Origin of the sequence: Pseudomonas sp. FP2254 (assembly GCF_030687695.1) — a bacterium.
In the GTDB taxonomy this organism is placed as follows: domain Bacteria; phylum Pseudomonadota; class Gammaproteobacteria; order Pseudomonadales; family Pseudomonadaceae; genus Aquipseudomonas; species Aquipseudomonas quebecensis.
Genome location: NZ_CP117444.1, coordinates 879,040 through 898,953 on the forward strand (window position 1 = coordinate 879,040; position 19,914 = coordinate 898,953).

The window sequence follows — 19,914 nt, forward strand, 5'->3', positions numbered from 1 at the left end:
GACTCAAGAGGGCACCTGCATGAGCCACTTCGATCTGGGCCGTCGCCGCGTGATGCAAGCCGTCGGCGCCGGTCTGTTACTGCCGGGCCTGGCGCCGGCGGTGATTGCGTCGGTCAAGGACCGGCCGCAACTCACCGATGGCGTGCAGTCCGGCGATCTGCTGGGCGACCGCGCGATGATCTGGAGCCGCAGCGACCGCCCGGCGCGGATGGTGGTGGAATGGGACACCCGCAGTGTGTTCAGCAACCCGCGCCGTTTCGTCTCGCCGCTGGCCGACAGCCGCACGGACTTCACCGCCCGCGTCGAACTCACCGGGTTGCCCGCCGACCAGGCGATTTTCTACCGCGTGCACTTCGAAGACGCCCAGAGCGGCGTTTCCAGCGAACCGTGGTTCGGCCATCTGCGCAGCGTGCCGCAACAGCGCCGCGATATTCGCTTCGTGTGGAGTGGCGACACCGTCGGCCAGGGCTTCGGCATCAACCCGGATATCGGCGGCATGCGCATCTACGAAGCCATGCGCCTGCGTCTGCCGGACTTCTTTATCCACAGCGGCGACACCATCTACGCCGACGGCCCGGTGCCGGCACAACTGGCGACCGAAAGCGGGCGCATCTGGCGCAATATCACCACCCAAGCCAAGAGCAAAGTCGCCGAAACCCTGGACGAATACCGCGGCAACTATCGCTACAACCTCATGGATGAAAACGTGCGCCGTTTCAACGCCGAGGTGCCGCAGATCTGGCAGTGGGACGACCACGAGGTGATCAACAACTGGTCGTCGAGCAAGCAGTTGGACGAGCGCTACCAGACCCGCGATATCAACACGCTCGTAGGCCGTGCACGCCAGGCCTGGCTGGAGTATTCGCCGATGCGCCGCCAAAGCGCCGACGGCGGCGGGCGCATCTATCGCAAGCTCAGTTATGGCCCGCTGCTGGATGTATTTGTGCTCGACATGCGCAGCTACCGTGGCCCGAATGATGACAACCTGGGGGCGGCCAAACCGTTTCTCGGTCGTGAACAATTGGACTGGCTCAAGGGCGAACTCAAGGGTTCAACGGCGCAATGGAAAGTCATCGCCGCCGACATGCCTATCGGCCTGGGCGTGCCCGACGGCGAAGTCAGCCCCGGCGTGCCGCGCTGGGAAGCCATTGCCAACAATGATCCAGGCCCGGCCCAGGGGCGCGAGCTGGAAATCGCTGAGTTACTTGGTTTTCTGCGCGCACAGCAGGTGCGTAACCATGTGTGGCTGACAGCCGATGTGCACTACTGCGCCGCGCACCACTACCATCCCGATCGCGCCGCGTTCCAGGATTTTGAACCGTTCTGGGAGTTCGTCGCCGGGCCGTTGAACGCCGGCAGCTTCGGGCCCAATCCGCTGGATAAAACGTTTGGGCCTGAAGTGGTGTTCGAAAAAGCGCCACCGGCGCAGAACACCTCGCCGTTTGCAGGGTTTCAGTTTTTTGGCGAGGTGAATATCGATGGCCAGACGGGAGAGTTGACGGTGATCCTGCGCGACTTGGATGGAGTCTCGGTATTCGAACAGAAGTTGCAACCCACCTGACTTGAAATGCAATTCCAATGTGAGAGGGGGCTTGCCCCCGATGACGGTGTGACAGTCATTTATCAGACGAGCGATCCACCGCTATCGGGGGCAAGCCCCCTCCCACAGTGGATCGCGCGGCACTCCAGGATTTCGAGCCGTTCCGGGAGTTTGTCGCCGGGCCTGAAGTGGTGTTCGAAAAAGCGCCACCGGCACAGAACACTGACTTGAAATGCAATCCCAATGTGGGAGGGGGCTTGCCCTCGATGACGGTGTGACAGTCATTTATCAGACGAGCGATCCACCGCTATCGGGGGCAAGCCCCCTCCCACAGTGGATCGCGCGGCACTCCAGGATTTCGAGCCGTTCCGGGAGTTTGTCGCCGGGCCTGAAGTGGTATTCGAAAAAGCGCCACCGGCACAGAACACTGACTTGAAATGCAATCCCAATGTGGGAGGGGGCTTGCCCCCGATGACGGTGTGACAGTCATTTATCAGACGAGCGATCCACCGCTATCGGGGGCAAGCCCCCTCCCACAGTGGATCGCGCGGCGCTCCAGGATTTCGAGCCGTTCCGGGAGTTTGTCGCCGGGCCTGAAGTGGTGTTCGAAAAAGCGCCACCGGCACAGAACACTGACTTGAGATGCAATCCCAATGTGGGAGGGGGCTTGCCCCCGATGACGGTGTGACAGTCATTTATCAGACGAGCGATCCACCGCTATCGGGGGCAAGCCCCCTCCCACAGTGGATCGCGCAGCGCTCCAGGATTTCGAGCCGTTCCGGGAGTTTGTCGCCGGGCCTGAAGTGGTGTTCGAAAAAGCGCCACCGGCACAGAACACTGACTTGAAATGCAATCCCACATTGGGTGACCTCAGTAGACGTCGCGGCGATAGCGGCCTTGTTCGATCAAGCGCTCCACCGCCTCACGGCCGAGGATATCCACCAACGCCTGATCCACCCCGGCAGCCATCCCCTGCAAGCTGCCGCACACATAAATCGCCGCGCCATCGGCCAGCCATCTGCGCAGTACATCCGCCGACTCGCGCAGGCGATCCTGCACGTAGATTTTCTCTGCCTGATCGCGGGAGAACGCCAGGTCCAACAGCGCCAGATCGCCGCTGGCCAGCCAGCCTTGCAGCTCGTCCCGGCACAGGTAGTCGTGGGCGATATTGCGTTCGCCGAACACCAGCCAGTTGCGCTGCTGGCCTTGGGCAATGCGCGCTTTAAGCAAGCTGCGCAGGCCGGCCAGCCCGGTGCCGTTGCCCAGCAGGATCAGCGGCACCGGCGCGTCCGGCAGGTGGAAGCCACTGTTGCGTCGCAGACGCAGGCTGATCGCGCCGCCGAGGGGCGCGTGTTCGGTGAGCCAGCCCGAGCCCAGGCCCAGGCGGCCGTCGGCGTGGCGTTCCTGACGTACGATCAATTCGAGCACACCGTCGCCGGCAATCGAGGCGATGGAGTATTCGCGCATGCCCAGCGGCACCAAGGCGTCCACCAGCGCCTGGGCGTGCAGGCCGACCAGGTGCGCGCGGTTGTCCGGCAACTGGCGAGTGGCCAGTGCCTGGTCGAGGGTTTGTGCCAGCCCTTCGATCAGTACGCCGTCGCTGCCTTGCAGGCCCAGGCCCGCCAGAAAGTGCTCGACTGCCGAAGGGGCGTTGCGCGGCAGGATTTCCACCAGGTCGCCGGCGTCCCAGTGCTGCGACGACGTCGACGTGAGGCCCAGCAGGTACACGCCCGCGCCGACGCTGCCGGGGTTGAGCAGGGTGCGCTGGCTCAGTGTCCAGTGTTCGTACTGGGTGCTTGGCCAGGCGGCGGCCGGGGCGTGGCCGGTCAGTTCGCCCAACTGTTGCTGCCAGTGCAGCAATGCGTGGGTGTCGCCGCTGTCCACTTCCACCGGGGCGAATAACGCTGTGCCGCCCTGGTTGGTCAGCCAGAAATGCAGACGCCGGGCGAAGCCGCAAAAGTGCGGGTATTGGCGATCGCCGAGGGCCAGCACCGAGTAGTTCAAGCCCTTGAGCGACAGGCCCTGGCCGAGCACGCTGCGCTCGAAGCCACGGGCATTATCGGGCGCTTCACCGTCGCCGAAGGTGCTGACCACGAACAGCGCGTTGTGCGCCTGGCGCAGCTCATCCGCGCTGACGCTGCCCAGCGCCTGCACTTTCACCGGCAGGCCGGCAGCCTGCAGTTGCCCGGCGGTCTGCCAGGCCAGTTGTTCGGCGAAACCGCTCTGGCTGGCAAAGCCGATCAGCCACGCCGAGGCATCGCTGGGGTTGGCGCCGAGGCGCTGGCGAGCGTCGCGCACCTGGCGTTTTTTGCGACGGCGATCCAGGTACAGCAACCAGCCCGTGATAAAGAACAACGGCATCAACAGTGAACTGACGGTCAGCACGATCCGCCCGATCAAGCCAAAGTAGCTGCCGGTGTGCAGTGCATAAATGCTGGTCAGTAACTGAGCCTTGAGGCTCTTGCCGGCGTAGCGATCATGGGATTGGACCTCGCCGGTGGCCGGGTCCAGGTTGATCTGGTTGAGCGCGCGGTCATGGGGCGAGTCGCTCAGCAGGTAATACACGGTAGCCGGTTGCCCGGCAGCGCCAGGCATGCGGATGTTGTAGGCGCTCAGGTCAGCGCCGGCGTTGCTGTAGAGGCTGCTCCAGATTGCGTCGTAGTTGGCCACCGGTGCCGGGCCTGCGGGCGCTGGGCCGCGCGTGCGTACCCGTTCGTTCTGCGGGGCGTCGGACAACAGTTGGGTCAGCCCTCGGCTGTACCAGTCGTAGGACCAGAACAACCCGGTGAGCGCCGCCAACAGGTAAAACAGCAGGCACCAGGTGCCGAACACTGAGTGCAGGTCCCAATTGAAGCTGCGGCCCTTTTTGCGCCAGTCCAGGGTCAGCCAGGCGCGCCAGCTCGCGACCTGGCGCGGCCAGCGCAGGTACAGGCCGGAGAGGCAGAAGAACACCAGGATCAGGGTGCAGGCGCCGGTGATCTGCCGGCCGGTTTCGCCGATGGCGAGGAAGCGGTGCAGTTGCAGGATAAAACCCAACACATCCTGGCCGACGGCATCGCCCAGGTACTCGCCGGTGTACGGGTCGAAGTAGCGCATCGGGCCACGCCGTTCACCCGGCGGCGGGGTGAAGGCCACGCGCGCGGCATTGCCGCTGTCGCGCTCTACCCACAGCATGGCGACGGTCTTGCCTTCGACGGCTTCGAGCTTGCGCACCAGTTCGGCCGGCGGCAGCACGCCGGCTTCGCGTTTTTGTACGTGCAGGACGCTGGGGTTGAGAGCCCGCAGTATTTCATCCTGGAACGACACGGCCGCTCCGGTGATCCCCATCAAGGCCAGCACCAGCCCGGCAGTAATGCCGAAAAACCAGTGCAACTGAAACAGGGTTTTCTTCAACACGTCGGACCGCCTCGTTCATCGGGATATAAGTGCCACGGCGCGCATTATGCCGTGGGTTGTCGAGAAACTTTGTTGTTTAACACGCAAAAGCCCCACGCATCCGATGCGTGGGGCTCAGGGCCGAGCGTTTAGAAATGGAAGCTGGTGGTCAGCAGCGCCGTGCGACCGGCGGCCTGGTTGGCGAAGTGCGCGGAGTAAGCCTTATCGTAGTAGACCTTATCGGTCAGGTTCTGCACGTTCAGTTGCAAGTCGACGTTCTTGGTCAGCTTGTAGCTGGCCATGGCGTCGTAGCGGGTATAGGACGGCACATACACGGTGTTGCCCACGTCGCCGTAAACCTGGTCGACATAGAACGCGCCGCCGCCAACGGTGAACTTGGGTGTAAGGGCATAGGTGGTCCACAGGCTGAAGGTGTTCTTCGGCGTGTTGGGCATCTGGTTGCCTTCGTTGGAGCCGGCGCTGATCACCCCGTTGCGGCCGTTACGGCCAGCCTTGACCAGTTGGCTGTCCAGGTAGCTGTAGCCGGCGAACACTTGCCATTGCTCGGTGATTTTGCCGCTGGCGGACAATTCCACGCCGTCGACCCGCGACTCGCCGGCGTTCTGGTAGGTGAGGGCGTCCACCAGAATGCGGGTGTTTTTCTTCTCGGTGCGGAATACGGCGGCGGTCAGCGAAAGGCGGTCGTGGAACAGGTCCCACTTGGTGCCCAGCTCATAGTTGACGGTTTCTTCCGGTTGCAGATCGCTGGTGGCCGCGCCGGCAGACAGCGGGTTGCCGTCCGAGCCTTCGCCGACCAGGCCGCCGGGCGGGGTGGCCGAGGTGGCGTAGGAGGCATAGATGCTGCCGTTTTCCAGCGGTTTCCAGACCAGACCGGCCTGCCAGTTGAAGAATTGGCTGTCGTCCTTGATTTTGCTGCGTGCTTTGACCGTCGCACTAGGCACCGCATTGGTGTTGGCTTCGGTGTCGAAAGTGTCGTAGCGCAGGCCGACGTTAAGCAGCCATTTCGGGTCCAGTTCGATAGTGTCGAACACGTACGCGGCGCGGCTGGTGGCTTTGGTGTTGGTGCCGTTGTAGTTGCGCGCGACGGAACCGGTCCAGGCGTCGTCCGGGTTCGGGTTGCTCAATGAGGTGCATTGGCCGCCCAGGCCGCCTTTGGCCGGCGTGCACACCGGATTCGCGTTCGGGCTCACGGTGTAGCTGCTGACGCGGGTTTCTTCACCGGTGAATTCCAGGCCGGTGGAGTAGGTGTTTTTGAAGCCCAGGGCCTGGAAGCTGCCGAACAGGTCGGTCTGGTTGGTGGTCGTGGTGGTGGTGGATACACGCGAATTGGCCCGGCGCCACACGGTGCCGAACTTGTTCACGTTGAGTTTGCTGTCGTCGGGCTGGGTCAGCACGTAGTCCTGGCCGGTACTGCCGTGGCGCAGGGTGTTTTTCAGCGTCATGTTGTCGTTCAGGTCGTGCTCGATGGAGAACGTGCTGATGTCGGCGCGGGTCTTGCGGAAATCGCGGTCTTTGAGGCCGTAGAAGTTATTGCTGTCGCCGCCGTCGTTGGGTTTGTCGTGGACGTGGGCGGTGGCGGTGGCCGAACCGTAGCCGTAGGGAATCCCCGAGTCCGGCAGGTCGTCGCTTTCCAGGTGGTAGTAGCTGAGGTTGACGCGGGTGGGGGTGCCCAGGCCGAAGGTCAGCGAGGGCGCCACGCCCCAGCGGTCGTAATTGACCGCGTCGCGCCCGGCCACGTTCTGTTCGTGGCTCATCAGGTTCAGGCGGAATGCGGCGCTGTCGTCGAGGAACTGGCGGTTCACGTCGAGCACGTAGCGGCGGGTCTGGTCGGAACCGTAGGTGAAACCGCCGTTGGTGAAGTCCCGTGCCTGCGGGGTTTTGCTCACCAGGTTGAGGCTGCCACCGGCCGAGCCGCGTCCGCCGAAGGAAGAGTTCGGGCCTTTGCTGACTTCGATGGACTCGATGTCGAAAATCTCACGGCTCTGGCCGCCGGTGTCGCGCACGCCGTCCAGGTAGGTGTCGCCCTGTGCATCGAAACCGCGGATGAAGGGACGATCGCCCTGAGGGTTGCCGCCTTCACCGGCGCCGAAAGTGATGCCGGGTACGGTGCGCAAGGCATCCTGCAACGAGGTGGCGGCGGTGTCCTTGAGCACTTGTTGCGGCACTACCGTGACCGAGCGCGGCGTATCCACCAGCGGCGCGGTGTATTTCTGTGACGCGGCTTTTTCTACCTGATACGAGGTAGTGTCCTGCTCTTCGCCGGTGATGCTGGTGGCGCCCAGGGAGATGCTGTTGCGCTGGCTTTTTTGCTCAGTGTCCTCGGCCGCCTGTGCCAAGTGGGTCACCGTCGTTGCGCCAAGGGCAACGCCGATGGCCGAGGCCAGCAAACGTGGTGAACTGGCCGGAATTTTTTGTGCAGTGCGCGACATGTCGTGTCCTTTCCCCAAGGATGTAAGGCGGCGGAATATAGGGTGAACACGACTTTCTATCAATTGCGATACATTGCTAATTGCATTGAATTTACATTCTTTACACTTTTACCTTACGGTTTTTACGCGTTCATCCGTCTCCGGGTTTTACAGCGTTGATAAGAATCAATATCATTGGCGCCCCTCCGCACCTAGGTACCACCCCATGCTGCTGCACATTCCCGGCCTGTTCTCCCGCGAGGAGGTGCAACGCATTCGCCTGGCCCTGGAAAACGCCGATTGGGCCGACGGTAAAATCACCGCCGGGCACCAGTCCGCCAAGGCCAAGCACAACCTGCAATTGCCCGAAGGCCATCCCTTAGCCAAGGAAATCGGCGCGGCGATGCTCGAACGTCTGTGGCAAAACCCGTTGTTCATGTCGGCGGCGTTACCGCACAAAGTCTTTCCACCGTTGCTCAACTGCTACACCGCCGGCGGCAGTTTCGACTTTCATATCGATAACGCCGTGCGCCAACCCAAGGGCAGCCCTGAGCGCGTGCGCACCGATTTGTCGTCCACCGTGTTTTTCAGCGACCCCGACGACTACGACGGCGGTGAACTGGAGATCCAGGACACCTTCGGCCTGCAGCGAGTCAAGTTGCCGGCCGGCGATATGGTGCTGTACCCCGGTTCCAGCCTGCACAAAGTCAACCCTGTGACCCGGGGCGCGCGATACGCCTCATTCTTCTGGACCCAGAGCCTGGTGCGTGAAGACAGCCAGCGCACGCTGCTGTTCGAGATGGACGGCGCGATCCAGCAACTGACCCGCGATGTGCCCGATCATCCGGCGCTGATTCAGCTCACCGGCACCTACCACAACCTGTTGCGCCGCTGGGTCGAGGTCTGAGATGAGTTTCCTGTTGCGTCGCCAGGAAGTGCTCACGGTCGAGCAGTTGCAGAACATGCTCGACGGCTCCCCGGTGCGGGCTGCCCAGGCGATTCTGATCGCGGCGAAGGAGGGCGTGGTCGATGCCCAGGCCTTGCTCGGGCAAATCCTGCTGGAAGGCCGTGGCATTGCCCGCGATGAAGCGCTGGCGCTGCGCTGGTTCCGCATCGCGGCGCAGGGCGGTCACCGCATGGCGCGCAATATGGTCGGCCGTTGCCTGGAGCACGGCTGGGGTTGCGCGGCCGATGCGGTGGCAGCGGCGCAGCACTACCGTCTGGCCGCCGAGGCGGGGCTGGATTGGGGGCAATACAACTACGCGAATCTGCTGGCGACCGGCCGCGGTGTGGTTGAGGATCAGGCGCAGGCACTGGCCTTTTATCGTCGGGCGGCGGAGCAAGGCCACGCCAAGTCGATGAACCTGCTGGGGCGCTATCTGGAAGACGGTCAGTATTGTGCGACGGATTTGGAGGCCGCCGTCGACTGGTATCGGCGCTCGGCCGAAGGTGGGGATTTTCGCGGGCAGTTCAGTTATGCGGCGGTGTTGGCCGACAGGGGCCAGGTCGAGACAGCGCTGCAGTGGTTGCGCAAGGCGTTGGCGGGCGGAAATCTCAAGTTCCTGCGAACGGCCCATAAGGCCTTGGCTGCGGCGAGTGATCCGCAGGTTCGAGCGATGGCCGAGGCGTATCGACAGCGTGCCGCGACGCTCTGATCGTTCCCGCCTTGGGAACGATCAGAAGGGGCGGATCAGACGTAGAACGACTTCAACGGCGGAAACCCATTGAACTCAACCGCGCTGTAGCTGGTGGTGTACGCACCCGTGGACAACCAGTACAAACGATCACCGATCGCCAGGTTCAGCGGCAGGCCGTACTTGTAGTTTTCATACATGATATCGGCGCTGTCGCAGGTCGGGCCGGCGATGACCACTTCTTCCATCTCGCCTTTCTTTTCGGTCCAGATCGGGAACTTGATGGCTTCGTCCATGGTTTCGATCAGGCCCGAGAACTTGCCCACGTCCGTGTATACCCAACGCTCGACGGCGGTGCGGGATTTACGCGCCACCAGCACCACTTCGCTGACCAGGATGCCGGCGTTGGCGATCAACGAACGGCCGGGTTCCAGGATGATTTCCGGCAGGTCATCACCGAAATCTTCCTTGAGGAAGCGGATGATTTCCTCGGCGTAGGTTTCCAGGCTGTTGGTGCGGGTGATGTAGTTGGCCGGGAAGCCGCCGCCCATGTTGATCAGCTTGAGGTGGATGCCGTCTTCTTCCTTCAGGCGCTCGAAGATCACTTTGACCTTGGCGATGGCCGCGTCCCACACGCTGATATCGCGTTGCTGCGAGCCGACGTGGAACGAGATGCCGTAAGGCACCAGGCCCAGGTCGCGGGCCAGGATCAGCAGGTCCATGGCCATGTCGGTCTGGCAACCGAATTTGCGCGACAGCGGCCAGTCGGCGGTGGTCGAGCCTTCGGTGAGAATGCGCACATACACTTTCGAACCCGGCGCGGCCTTGGCGATGTTGCGCAGGTCGGCTTCGGAGTCGGTGGAGAACAGACGCACGCCCTTCTCATAGAAGTAGCGGATGTCCTTGGATTTCTTGATGGTGTTGCCGTAGCTGATGCGGTCGGCGCTGACGCCGCGGTCCATGACCTTGTCCAACTCGTAGATCGACGCGATATCGAAACTCGAGCCTTTGTCTTTCAACAGGTCGATGATCTCGACGGCCGGGTTGGCCTTGACCGCGTAATAAACCTTGGCGAATTCGAAACCGGCGCGCAGGTCATCGTAGGCCTGGCTGATCATCGCGGTGTCGATCACCACGAACGGGGTTTCTTGCTTGTCGGCGAACGCCTTCATTTTGTCAAAAGTGGCGCGCGCGAAATAATCTTCGACGTTGATCGACATGCTGGGAACTCCTAAGGGCAAACTGTATTGATCAATGGGTACAACTGAACGTCCTCCGTATCCCCACTTTGGTTCGCCTACTTCCCAAGGCATGTCGCCGAAAGCAAAAAGGCCATGGGATAAGCTGCCCTTGGCCTTGCTGTCTCGTCGTCAGTACTTGAGCCGGATGGATCGTTTCCAGCATGGACGTTCGGCGCGAACTTTAGGGCGTGAGGGGCCATAGATCAACTAAAAATGTCGCGTTTCTGCACGCGTTCGTCGCGCTGCGTTGTGCAGCTACTTATGTAACCGACCGGTGTGACGGATTGATGTTCCCCGGATGGGAGTAATTGAAGGTATTTCCCTGACAGATCACGGACCCAATGTGGGAGGGAGCAAGCCCCCTCCCACATAAGATCAGGCCAGGGCGGTCTCGGCGGGGGAGACGATGCTGGTCTTGCCCCCACGGGACTTACCGGAACTCAGGTACTCGGCAATCGACTCCTGGGTCACTTCCCCCAGGAACACCCGCTCGGCATCCATCACCGGCAACCACGAGCGGTTGAACTCGTACATGCGCGACAACAGGATGCGCAAGTGCTCGTCATACGCTGCGGTAGCGTTGAACTCGCGCAGGTATTGGCCGCAGGTGCCGGTCTGACGATGCAGGTCGCGACGGCGCACATAGCCCAGTGCCTTGTTCTCGGCGCAGGTCACCACCACATAGCGACGGTCCAGTTCGTCCATCAACTCCAGGGCTTCGGCCACCGGGGTTTCCGGGCTTACCGACGGAGCGTTGTCCGCCGCGTCTTCGGCCTTGACCAGCAGCAGGCGCTTGAGGGTGCTGTCCTGGCCCACGAAGTTGCTGACGAACTCGTCGGCCGGATGTGCCAGCAACGTGTCCGGGTGGTCGATCTGCAACAGCTTGCCGGCGCGGAAAATCGCAATCTTGTCGCCCAGCTTGATGGCTTCGTCGATGTCGTGGCTGACCATGATCACCGTCTTGTTCAGCGCCCGTTGCATCTCGAAAAACTCGTTCTGGATCATCTCGCGGTTGATCGGGTCGACCGCGCCGAAGGGCTCGTCCATCAGCAGCAACGGCGCATCCGCCGCCAGCGCGCGGATCACCCCGATGCGCTGCTGCTGGCCGCCGGACAGTTCACGCGGGTAGCGGTGCAGGTACTGCTTGGGTTCGAGCTTGATCATGCTCATCAACTCGCGGGCGCGGTCGTGGCATTTCTGCTTGTCCCAGCCGAGCAACTTGGGCACGACCACGATGTTTTCTTCGATGGTCATGTTGGGGAACAGGCCGATCTGCTGGATCACGTAGCCGATGTTACGGCGCAGGGTCACTTCGTCCAGGTCGGTGGTGTCTTCGCCGTTGATCAGGATCTTGCCCGAGGTGGGTTTGATCAGGCGATTGATCATCTTCAGCGTGGTGCTTTTGCCGCAGCCCGAAGGGCCGAGGAATACGCAAATCTCGCCTTCGTTGACGGTCAGGCTCACGTCGTTCACGGCCGAAACAGTTTTGCCGTTGCTTTGAAAAGTCTTGGTCAGGTTTTGAAGTTCGATCATTTGAGTAGTCCTTTTGGAGTCAGCGAGCGTTGCAGCCATTGCAGAAGCAGGTCGGCGAAGATGGCCAGCAGGCTGACCAGCACGGCGCCGACGATCAGCATCGACATGTCGCTGCGGCTGATGGAGGCCAGAATCAGTACACCCAGGCCACCGGCGCCGATGGTGGCGGCGATGGTCATCACACCGATGTTCATCACCACCGCGGTGCGCACCCCGGCCAGAATCACCGGCACCGCGATCGGCAACTCGACCATGCGCAGGCGCTGGCCGAAGGTCATGCCGATGCCTTTGGCGGCTTCGCGAATGCCCGGTTCCACGCCGGTAAGGGCCAGGTAGGTGTTACGCATGATCGGCAACAAGGAGTAGAGGAACACGGCGGTGATTGCCGGCATCGGCCCCAGGCCCTGACCGAACTTGGAGTAGAACGGCAGCAGCAGGCCGAACAGGGCGATGGACGGCACGGTCAGCAACACTGTGGCGCTGGCCTGCAGCGGGCCGGCAAGCGTCGGGAAGCGCGTCATCAGCACGCCCAGGGGCACGCCGACGACGATTGCCAGCACGACTGCGATGCCAACCAGGGTGATGTGCTGCCAGGTCAGGTGCAGGACTTGGGCCCAATCAAGATGGGAAAAGGCGTTCAGGAATTCCATGTCTTCTCCTCGTTAGTTGATCGGATGCTGGCGCAGGAAGTCGGCGGCCACGGCGGACGGGCTTTCGTGGTCGACGTCGACGCGAGCATTGAGTTGACGCATGGTTTCGTCGTCGAACAGCGCGGCCAGCGGCTTGAGGTCGGCGGCCAGTTGTGGGTGCGCGTCCAGGTAGGCCTGGCGTACCACCGGTGCGGCGGTGTAGTCCGGGAAGTAGTGCTTGTCGTCCGCCAGCAGTTTTAATTTGAAGGCGTTCAGGCGCCCGTCGGTGGTGTAAACCAGGCCGGCGAACACCTGGCCATTACGCAGCGCGGTGTAGACCAGGCCTGCGTCCATCTGCCGGGTGTTCTTGCGGGTCAGGTTCATCTCATACAGTTTGACCATGCCGGCCAGACCGTCGGAGCGGTTGGCGAACTCGGTGTCCAGCGCGACCAGGCGATGTTCCCGGGTGTTTTCCGCCATCGCCTTGGTGAGGTCGCTGATGCTGTTGATCTCGGGATGTTCCTGCGCGACCTTCTGCGGCAGCGCCAGGGCGTAGGTATTGCTGAAGCGCGAAGGCGACAGCCAGACCAGGCCTTTTTTCGCGTCGAGTTCCTTGACCCGAGCGTAGGACTGTTCGCTGTCGAGTTTCTCGTCGATATGGTTGTAGGCCACCAGCGACACACCGGTGTATTCCCAGATCAGGTCCAACTGCCCGCTTTCCTGGGCACTGCGCGCCAGATTGCTGCCCAGGCCGCCGGTGACGCGGGCGTCATAACCTTTGGTGTTGAGGTATTGGGAGGTGATTTCGGCGAGCAGGGTCTGTTCGGTGAACACCCGCGCGCCGATACGGATCACCGGTTTTTCGGCGGCTTGCGCAAACCCTGCGCACAGCAGGATGCAGCTCAGTATCAGTGTCAGCTTTTTCATGTGAATTCCTTTGCCAAGCCTTAAGACGGACGCAACCCGCGTTCCAGCCAGAGGCGGCTGGCCATGGTCACCAGACCGTCCAGCAACAAGGCCAGCAACGCGGTGCACGCAGCGCCGAGCAGCAGTTGCGGCTGGTTGTTCAGGGCGATGCCGGGAAAGATCAGGCTGCCCAGGCTGTTGGCGCCGATCAGAAACGCCAGGGGCGCGGTGCCCACATTGATCGCCAGCGCGACGCGCACGCCGCCGATGATGATCGGCACGGCGTTGGGCAACTCCACGCGAAACAACACCTGGCGCGGGGTCATGCCGATGCCGGTGGCGGCTTCCTTGAGCGAGCCTTGAACGTTTTTCAGGCCTTCGTAAGTGTTGCGCACGATGGGCAGGAGGGAGGCGAGGAACAGCGCGAAGATAGCCGGGCCGCTGCCGATGCCGAGGACGCCGAGGGCGATGGCCAGTACGGCCAGGGGAGGGACGGTGTTGCCGATGTTGAAGATCTGCATGAAGCGTTCTGCGCGCCCGACCATATGCGGTCGACTGAGCAGGATACCGGCGGGGATGCCCACAACGAGGGCCGCCAGCATGGAGACTAGAACGAGAACTAAGTGAGCTTGCAGGTAAAACAACAAATCGTCGCGGTACAACTCGATCGTGTTGATGCCGATCCAGTGGATCAGCAGGGCCAGGAGCGCGACGACAACCGCACCTCCTATCAGCCCTTTGCCATAGCGAATAGCCACAGGCGGACTCCTTTTTTCTTCTGTCGACGAACACATTCCTGCGTGGCATGCCATGGCTGGCTGTCAGCGGAAAGTGAACGCGAAATGCAGCTCGCCAATACCGTCAAAAGCGGTATGAGTTCGAGCCATAAGCGCAGCCTCGTCAGGCTAACTTGCTGATTTTTCAGCCCCTGTTACGAGTGCGATAGCAGGGGAGTGGACGTCTGCACCTTTTAAAAGGTTCCACACTTGGCACCATTTAGCCACCCCTGATCGGGTGAACGGTGGTCCGTCACCTTGGGTTTGCGCTATACTCGCCGCCCTTTTTTGACTCACCTGCCAGGCGATTTCCCATGACCCACCAGGCCGCCGAAGTCGCGAAACGCCGCACTTTCGCCATTATTTCCCACCCCGATGCCGGTAAAACCACCATCACCGAGAAGCTCTTGCTGATGGGCAAGGCAATCGCAGTGGCCGGCACGGTGAAATCGCGCAAATCCGACCGCCATGCCACCTCCGACTGGATGGAAATGGAAAAGCAACGGGGTATCTCCATTACCACGTCGGTCATGCAATTCCCGTATCGCGACCACATGGTCAACCTGCTCGACACCCCGGGCCACGAAGACTTCTCCGAAGACACCTACCGCACCCTCACCGCGGTGGACTCGGCGCTGATGGTGCTGGACGGCGGTAAGGGCGTCGAGCCGCGCACCATCGCGCTGATGGACGTGTGCCGGCTGCGCGATACGCCGATCGTCAGCTTTATCAACAAACTCGACCGCGATATCCGCGACCCGATCGAGCTGCTCGACGAAATCGAAGCCGTATTGAAGATCAAGGCCGCGCCGATCACCTGGCCGATTGGTTGCTACCGTGACTTCAAAGGCGTGTATCACCTGGCCGACGATTACATCATCGTCTACACCGCCGGCCATGGTCACGAACGCACCGATGTGAAAATCATCGAGAAGCTCGACTCCGACGAAGCCCGTGCGCACCTCGGTGACGAGTACGACCGCTTCGTCGATCAGCTGGAGCTGGTGCAGGGCGCCTGCCATGAGTTCAACCAGCAGGAATTCCTCGACGGCCAGTTGACCCCGGTGTTCTTCGGGACCGCCCTGGGCAACTTCGGCGTCGACCATGTACTCGACGCCGTGGTGGACTGGGCGCCGCGCCCGCTGGCCCGCGTGGCCAACGAGCGCACCGTGGAGCCGGTGGAAGAGAAATTCACCGGCTTCGTGTTCAAGATCCAGGCGAACATGGACCCCAAGCACCGCGACCGTATCGCCTTCATGCGCATCTGCTCCGGCAAATACGAAAAAGGCATGAAGATGCGCCACGTGCGCACCGGCAAGGACGTGCGCATCGGCGACGCCCTGACGTTCTTCTCCTCCGAGCGTGAACAGCTCGAAGAAGCCTACGCCGGCGACATCATCGGCCTGCACAACCACGGCACCATCCAGATCGGCGACACCTTCACCGAAGGCGAAGCGCTGGGCTTTACCGGTATCCCGCACTTCGCCCCGGAACTGTTCCGCCGCGTACGCCTGCGCGACCCGCTCAAATCCAAGCAATTGCGCCAAGGCTTGCAGCAACTGGCGGAAGAGGGCGCCACCCAGGTGTTCTTCCCCGAGCGCAGCAACGACATCATCCTGGGCGCCGTCGGTGTGCTGCAGTTCGATGTGGTCGCCAGCCGCTTGAAAGAGGAATACAAGGTGGAGTGCTCGTATGAGCCGATCACCGTGTACTCCGCGCGCTGGATCGAATGCGCCGATAAGAAGAAGCTGGAAGAGTTCTCCAACAAGGCCGTGGAAAACCTCGCGCTCGATGGCGGTGGTCACCTGACCTACCTGGCGCCGACCCGGGTGAACCTGGCGTTGATGGAAGAGCGCTGGCCGGATGTGAAATTCCGTGCGACCCGTGAGCACCATTAAGGTCTGAGCGGTAAAAAGAAGGGTGAAGCTGTGATGGCTTCACCCTTTTTCATGGGCGATGCAAAACCAAATGTGGGAGCGAGCAAGCCCGCTCCCACATTTTAATCTCCACAAGGCTTGGGATTGGCGATAACCCGGCATTGGGTCTAGTTTTATCCAACGACTGAAATGGAGGCCGCTGTGATTAAACGCTCTATTCACCTGATACTGCTCGCCAGTCTGACACTGCCTACCCTCCCAGCCCTGGCCGCCGCCGGGACCCCCCAGTGGAAAGACACCGGCCCCGTCACCAAACGCAAGCAGCAGGAGGTCAACTCCGGCAGCTGGAAACCCCAAGCCCAGCCTGCCCCGAAGGAAGACCAGGAAAACCCCTACAACGAAGGGGAAGACAGCGAAACCTACGACGACGGCGAAACGTGACCGGCCAGTGGCGCAAACCCCGGATCGGAACTAGCTCGATTGACAGTGCCGGTGCAACACTCGGTGAGTGCCATTCACTGGCTGGACGGAAACTGACCATGACTATCTTTCAACGTTTAGCGCTGGCATTTGACGTGCTTGGGCACACAACCCTTTGCAGAGCAGCGCTGCGGGGTTTCCGGCCACGCAAAGTGATCAAGTGAAAGGGCTGCAACCGTCCGAGGAAAAAGGCGATAAAGAAGGCGATGACTCCACTTGAAAGAGCCGGACACCGACTCGGGCAGCACTGATCCGGATGAAGATGACAGCCAAACCTAACCCCAAAAAACCACCTGCCAGACTGATGCGAAATCCGACGGGTGGGGCAGTAGAACTCTTAAAAGGCTCAAACCACGGCAATCGCAAGGTTGCCGATCAGCAGCACTCCCGGTCGAGCAATTCTCACTCATCACTCTGCATCAGGCGCTTTTCATAGTGTCTTGCGAAGCCACAAATCGCTCCCGTACACAGCTTTGAAACTGACGTGGGGAACTTGGTCTCTCAGGATGGGCCGGGCAACCATCATCAACCAAAGGATAAAAAGTATCCTGCTTGAAAGATTGCAATTAAGTCGGGGACGACCCCACCACTACAGTAACTTCTGAAAGTTCTTTCTCTCCAATTTGTAGTCTTATTCCTTCTTTATGTGGGCAGAGGTTTTGCTCTGGACGAAGACGCCTGTATTGATTAGAAATGCTGGGTGCCAGAATTTTTAGCGCGCTTCAAGAGCTACTGTACGGCGCGCAATTTTTTCGATGAGTGTCACGGTATTCGGAATGGGTACTCGTAATGTTTATTGAAGGCGAAAATCGGGTAGGGGATATTCAATTCGCTACTAAAATTTCTTGTGAAGTGTTTGGGTTATTGATCTCGGGGGCTTGCACGCTATGGACAGTATTAGTGTAGAAGGCTTGTCAAAAACTTATCGAGTGAGAGAGTGCTCAGAGGGTATGTGGGGGTGGGTGAGGAATCTTGTCTCTCCTAAAGTTTTCGAAAGGACTGCAGTCGACAATGTTTCGTTTACTGTGAAGCAAGGCGAAGTGGTAGGTTTTCTCGGTGCAAATGGTGCAGGTAAAACAACTACATTAAAAATGTTGTCGGGGCTGCTCTATCCAACGGCCGGGAAAATATCAGTTCTCGGTTATAATCCGCAGCTGCGCAGCAAGGAGTTTCTCAAGTCCATTTCGCTGATCATGGGGCAACGTCAACAGTTGATCTGGGACTTGCCGGCTATGGAAACTTTCCGGCTGAATCAGAAGGTATTCGAAATTTCCGATGAACAGTTCAAACAGAATTATGGATATCTGGATGAATTGCTTAAGGTGTCGAAGTTGGCCAAGGCGCCGGTGCGAACTCTATCGCTTGGCGAGAAAATGAAGTGTGAGCTGGTCGCGTCGTTACTCCATGACCCCAAGGTTCTTTTTCTCGACGAGCCGACTATCGGACTCGATGTCGAAGTGCAAAAGATAGTTCGTTCATTTATTCGGGACTATAGCCGCGAGCGCAATGTGAGCGTTCTGCTGACGTCGCATTACATGCAGGATATTGAGGCCCTGTGTGAGCGAGTCGTTGTCGTTTCCGATGGCAAGATCTCCTTCGATGACACCCTGGAGTCGTTGCGTAAACGCATGTCTGATCACCGCATCATTACGGTGGAATTGTCTGAAAGCGTTATGGCTTCGGCACTTGGTCGGTACGGCCTGGTGCGCTCCGCTGACGGCTTTGTGCATGAGTTTTTGGTGCCGGCTGCCGAGGTGGTGGGTGTCTGTTCGCACGTTCTGGCCGAGCAGCCGGTAATCGACATTTCCATCAGTGATCCACCAATCGAAGAGGCTCTGCGGAAGCTGTTCATGGCCTCTCAGGCCGACGCCGGGCAAAAGGTCAAGGGTGTGCCCGGGGAGCGTGTCGCGTGAGCCGGTTTGCCATGAAAGTTGCAGGCGTTGCGCGCGCAGCCATTCGTCGCAAGGTTGCGCATCGCGCAGAGTTGTTTGTATTGGTGCTCGCCTCTTTGGTGCCGTTATTCATGATGGTTATCTGGATGGGCATTGCAAAGGATGCCGCACTGGAAGGTTTTACCCCGGCCAGGTTTGCCGCTTACTTCGCGCTGGTATTTCTGGTTGGTGAAATCGTCTCCAGTACAGCTGCTGAAGAAGTGGAAAGCGACATTCATTCGGGGGATATTGGAAGTTTCCTGTTGAAACCGTTCAATATTGTCTTCTATTATTTTCTAGGTGAAATGGCTTCGGCGATGGTCAGAGTTATACCGATATTTTTCTTGGTGGCTGGCGTATTCCTATTTTCCGAAGCGGGTAAGTTTTTGCACTTGATCTATCTGATGCCTGCAGTGCTTGGAGTCATGTTTGGGTTTGCCATCAATTATTTGCTTTATTTCATCGGCGGACTTGCGGCGTTCTGGTCCGATCAGGCAAGTGCCTTTGATCTGGTGTTGACTTACATGCTTACGCTGTTTGGTGGGGTCCTTGCTCCGTTGAGTCTTTACCCGGGCTGGATGCAGTCGGTATTTGAGTGGTCACCGTTCCCTTATATTATTAGCTTTCCAATCAGAATTGTCATGGGCGAATTGACGCGCGAACAGTTGGTTAATGGATTGCTATTTCAGGTTGTGCTGGTTGTTGCGCTTTCGTTGTTGGCTCATATTATCTGGGCTAAAGGTGTCAAACGTTATTCGGTATTCGGATAATGAAGGCGCTGAGCGTAGTCAAGGCGCTTCTGATAGCAAGGTTGCAGGCCAATATGAAAGACCATGTGCCGGTCTTAGTCAGCCTGTTGAATACAGTTTTACTGGGTCTGTCCGTTTATGTCGTGATTGAGGTTTTCTTTGGGAGTGTCGAGACAATTGGTGGCTGGAATAAACAGCAGTCGATTGTGTTATATGGTGCCTTTATCCTTGTTCGCTCTTTTGTACAAATGATGGTATTGCCCAACTGCGAGGCCGCCTCGAAGTTGATCATCAGCAAGTCCATTGATACTTATTTGTCCAAACCGGTTGATGTGCAAATCATTCTGGCCTTTGGGCAGTTGCGCCTCTGGCATATTTTCGGGGTCCTGCTGGGGCTGGGTCTGATGCTGGGTGGCAGTCATGCGCAAGGGCAACTGACATTGCAGACGCTCGGCGCTTTCTTGGTTTTCATGGTCCTCGCGTGCGCGCTGGTTTATTCGATCTGGTTCAGCATTGCCAGTCTGGCGTTCTGGACCAAGAAAACCGGCAACATTTCCCACCTGTTGTTTATGTTTCTGACCACCGGACGGTTCCCGTCCGGCGCGTATCCGGAGTGGATCCAGGTCGTGATCATGACCGTAGTCCCTGTCTTTTTCATCATGGAAGTGCCCGCGCAATCAGCGATGGGGATGACGACCGGGCGGTCTTTGGCGGGCGCTGTACTGGCGACTCTGGCCTTCTGGCTGTTGTCTCGATTGCTTTGGCATTGGGGGGTTAAGAAATACCTTCGAGAAGGCGTCTGACACTCGGAAAC

Annotated in this window: 15 protein-coding genes; 8 read left to right on the forward strand and 7 right to left on the reverse strand. The window is 59.8% G+C overall.

Translation table 11 applies throughout. From position 1 onward, the window contains the following. Positions 1-19 precede the first annotated feature (19 nt). Complete coding sequence (locus tag PSH94_RS03895; RefSeq protein WP_285427884.1) at positions 20-1,561, forward strand: alkaline phosphatase; 1,542 nt, start codon at positions 20-22, stop codon at positions 1,559-1,561. An 849-nt stretch (positions 1,562-2,410) separates the two neighbouring features. Here PSH94_RS03895 and PSH94_RS03900 read toward each other — a convergent pair. Together PSH94_RS03900 and PSH94_RS03905 are read right to left on the reverse strand one after the other, a co-directional pair. Continuing rightward, a complete protein-coding gene (locus tag PSH94_RS03900) occupies positions 2,411-4,936 on the reverse strand; it encodes a sulfite reductase flavoprotein subunit alpha (protein ID WP_305436543.1) in 2,526 nt (841 codons plus the stop codon). 128 nt (positions 4,937-5,064) lie between these two features. Continuing rightward, positions 5,065-7,365: a TonB-dependent siderophore receptor gene (locus PSH94_RS03905; protein WP_305436545.1), complete on the reverse strand. Its 2,301-nt coding sequence runs from the start codon at positions 7,363-7,365 to the stop codon at positions 5,065-5,067. 205 nt (positions 7,366-7,570) lie between these two features. On the opposite strand from PSH94_RS03905, the gene PSH94_RS03910 reads away from it, so the two are divergent. Together PSH94_RS03910 and PSH94_RS03915 are read left to right on the forward strand one after the other, a co-directional pair. Next, on the forward strand, positions 7,571-8,251 hold the full coding sequence (locus PSH94_RS03910) for a Fe2+-dependent dioxygenase (protein WP_253510447.1): 681 nt from the start codon (positions 7,571-7,573) through the stop codon (positions 8,249-8,251). 1 nt (position 8,252) lies between these two features. Next, the gene (locus PSH94_RS03915) at positions 8,253-8,999 is read left to right on the forward strand and encodes a tetratricopeptide repeat protein (protein ID WP_305436547.1); all 747 of its coding nucleotides are present in this window, start codon (positions 8,253-8,255) and stop codon (positions 8,997-8,999) included. Between the two features lie 35 nt (positions 9,000-9,034). Here the strand turns inward: PSH94_RS03915 and PSH94_RS03920 are convergent, their stop codons facing one another. The 5 genes from PSH94_RS03920 to PSH94_RS03940 all read right to left on the reverse strand — a co-directional run bounded on the left by PSH94_RS03920 (position 9,035) and on the right by PSH94_RS03940 (position 14,081). Beyond that, on the reverse strand, positions 9,035-10,198 hold the full coding sequence (locus tag PSH94_RS03920; RefSeq protein WP_014716890.1) for a type III PLP-dependent enzyme: 1,164 nt from the start codon (positions 10,196-10,198) through the stop codon (positions 9,035-9,037). A 396-nt stretch (positions 10,199-10,594) separates the two neighbouring features. Further along, the gene (locus PSH94_RS03925; protein ID WP_181080583.1) at positions 10,595-11,752 is read right to left on the reverse strand and encodes a betaine/proline/choline family ABC transporter ATP-binding protein; all 1,158 of its coding nucleotides are present in this window, start codon (positions 11,750-11,752) and stop codon (positions 10,595-10,597) included. Then, on the reverse strand, positions 11,749-12,402 hold the full coding sequence (locus PSH94_RS03930; protein ID WP_115129013.1) for an ABC transporter permease: 654 nt from the start codon (positions 12,400-12,402) through the stop codon (positions 11,749-11,751). The genes PSH94_RS03925 and PSH94_RS03930 overlap by 4 nt, the downstream gene beginning before the upstream one ends. A gap of 12 nt (positions 12,403-12,414) precedes the next feature. Further along, positions 12,415-13,308 carry a glycine betaine ABC transporter substrate-binding protein gene (locus PSH94_RS03935; protein WP_266245965.1) on the reverse strand — a complete coding sequence of 298 codons (894 nt, stop codon included), beginning with the start codon at positions 13,306-13,308 and terminating at the stop codon, positions 12,415-12,417. A gap of 20 nt (positions 13,309-13,328) precedes the next feature. Next, positions 13,329-14,081 carry an ABC transporter permease gene (locus PSH94_RS03940; protein ID WP_232925194.1) on the reverse strand — a complete coding sequence of 251 codons (753 nt, stop codon included), beginning with the start codon at positions 14,079-14,081 and terminating at the stop codon, positions 13,329-13,331. A 296-nt stretch (positions 14,082-14,377) separates the two neighbouring features. Between PSH94_RS03940 and PSH94_RS03945 the strand changes: the two genes are divergently transcribed. The 5 genes from PSH94_RS03945 (at position 14,378) to PSH94_RS03965 (ending at position 19,903) form a co-directional block, all read left to right on the forward strand. Beyond that, positions 14,378-15,961: a peptide chain release factor 3 gene (locus tag PSH94_RS03945; RefSeq protein ID WP_181080586.1), complete on the forward strand. Its 1,584-nt coding sequence runs from the start codon at positions 14,378-14,380 to the stop codon at positions 15,959-15,961. Positions 15,962-16,141: 180 nt separating this feature from the next. Further along, a complete protein-coding gene (locus PSH94_RS03950; protein ID WP_278407298.1) occupies positions 16,142-16,381 on the forward strand; it encodes a hypothetical protein in 240 nt (79 codons plus the stop codon). A gap of 1,064 nt (positions 16,382-17,445) precedes the next feature. Continuing rightward, positions 17,446-18,333 carry an ATP-binding cassette domain-containing protein gene (locus tag PSH94_RS03955; RefSeq protein WP_370694741.1) on the forward strand — a complete coding sequence of 296 codons (888 nt, stop codon included), beginning with the start codon at positions 17,446-17,448 and terminating at the stop codon, positions 18,331-18,333. After that, entirely contained in the window at positions 18,330-19,121 is a 792-nt protein-coding gene (locus PSH94_RS03960) for an ABC-2 family transporter protein (RefSeq protein ID WP_305436550.1), read from the forward strand. Before PSH94_RS03955 ends, PSH94_RS03960 begins: the two co-directional genes overlap by 4 nt. After that, positions 19,121-19,903: an ABC transporter permease gene (locus PSH94_RS03965; protein WP_305436551.1), complete on the forward strand. Its 783-nt coding sequence runs from the start codon at positions 19,121-19,123 to the stop codon at positions 19,901-19,903. Before PSH94_RS03960 ends, PSH94_RS03965 begins: the two co-directional genes overlap by 1 nt. Positions 19,904-19,914 lie beyond the last annotated feature (11 nt).

Coding starts and splice junctions, on each gene's coding strand:
- PSH94_RS03945 (WP_181080586.1), top strand. CDS start 14,378: ATGACCCACCAGGCCGCCGAAGTCGCGAAACGCCGCACTTTCGCCATT.
- PSH94_RS03925 (WP_181080583.1), bottom strand. CDS start 11,752: ATGATCGAACTTCAAAACCTGACCAAGACTTTTCAAAGCAACGGCAAA.
- PSH94_RS03895 (WP_285427884.1), top strand. CDS start 20: ATGAGCCACTTCGATCTGGGCCGTCGCCGCGTGATGCAAGCCGTCGGC.
- PSH94_RS03965 (WP_305436551.1), top strand. CDS start 19,121: ATGAAGGCGCTGAGCGTAGTCAAGGCGCTTCTGATAGCAAGGTTGCAG.
- PSH94_RS03905 (WP_305436545.1), bottom strand. CDS start 7,365: ATGTCGCGCACTGCACAAAAAATTCCGGCCAGTTCACCACGTTTGCTG.
- PSH94_RS03940 (WP_232925194.1), bottom strand. CDS start 14,081: ATGTGTTCGTCGACAGAAGAAAAAAGGAGTCCGCCTGTGGCTATTCGC.
- PSH94_RS03910 (WP_253510447.1), top strand. CDS start 7,571: ATGCTGCTGCACATTCCCGGCCTGTTCTCCCGCGAGGAGGTGCAACGC.
- PSH94_RS03930 (WP_115129013.1), bottom strand. CDS start 12,402: ATGGAATTCCTGAACGCCTTTTCCCATCTTGATTGGGCCCAAGTCCTG.
- PSH94_RS03915 (WP_305436547.1), top strand. CDS start 8,253: ATGAGTTTCCTGTTGCGTCGCCAGGAAGTGCTCACGGTCGAGCAGTTG.
- PSH94_RS03920 (WP_014716890.1), bottom strand. CDS start 10,198: ATGTCGATCAACGTCGAAGATTATTTCGCGCGCGCCACTTTTGACAAA.
- PSH94_RS03935 (WP_266245965.1), bottom strand. CDS start 13,308: ATGAAAAAGCTGACACTGATACTGAGCTGCATCCTGCTGTGCGCAGGG.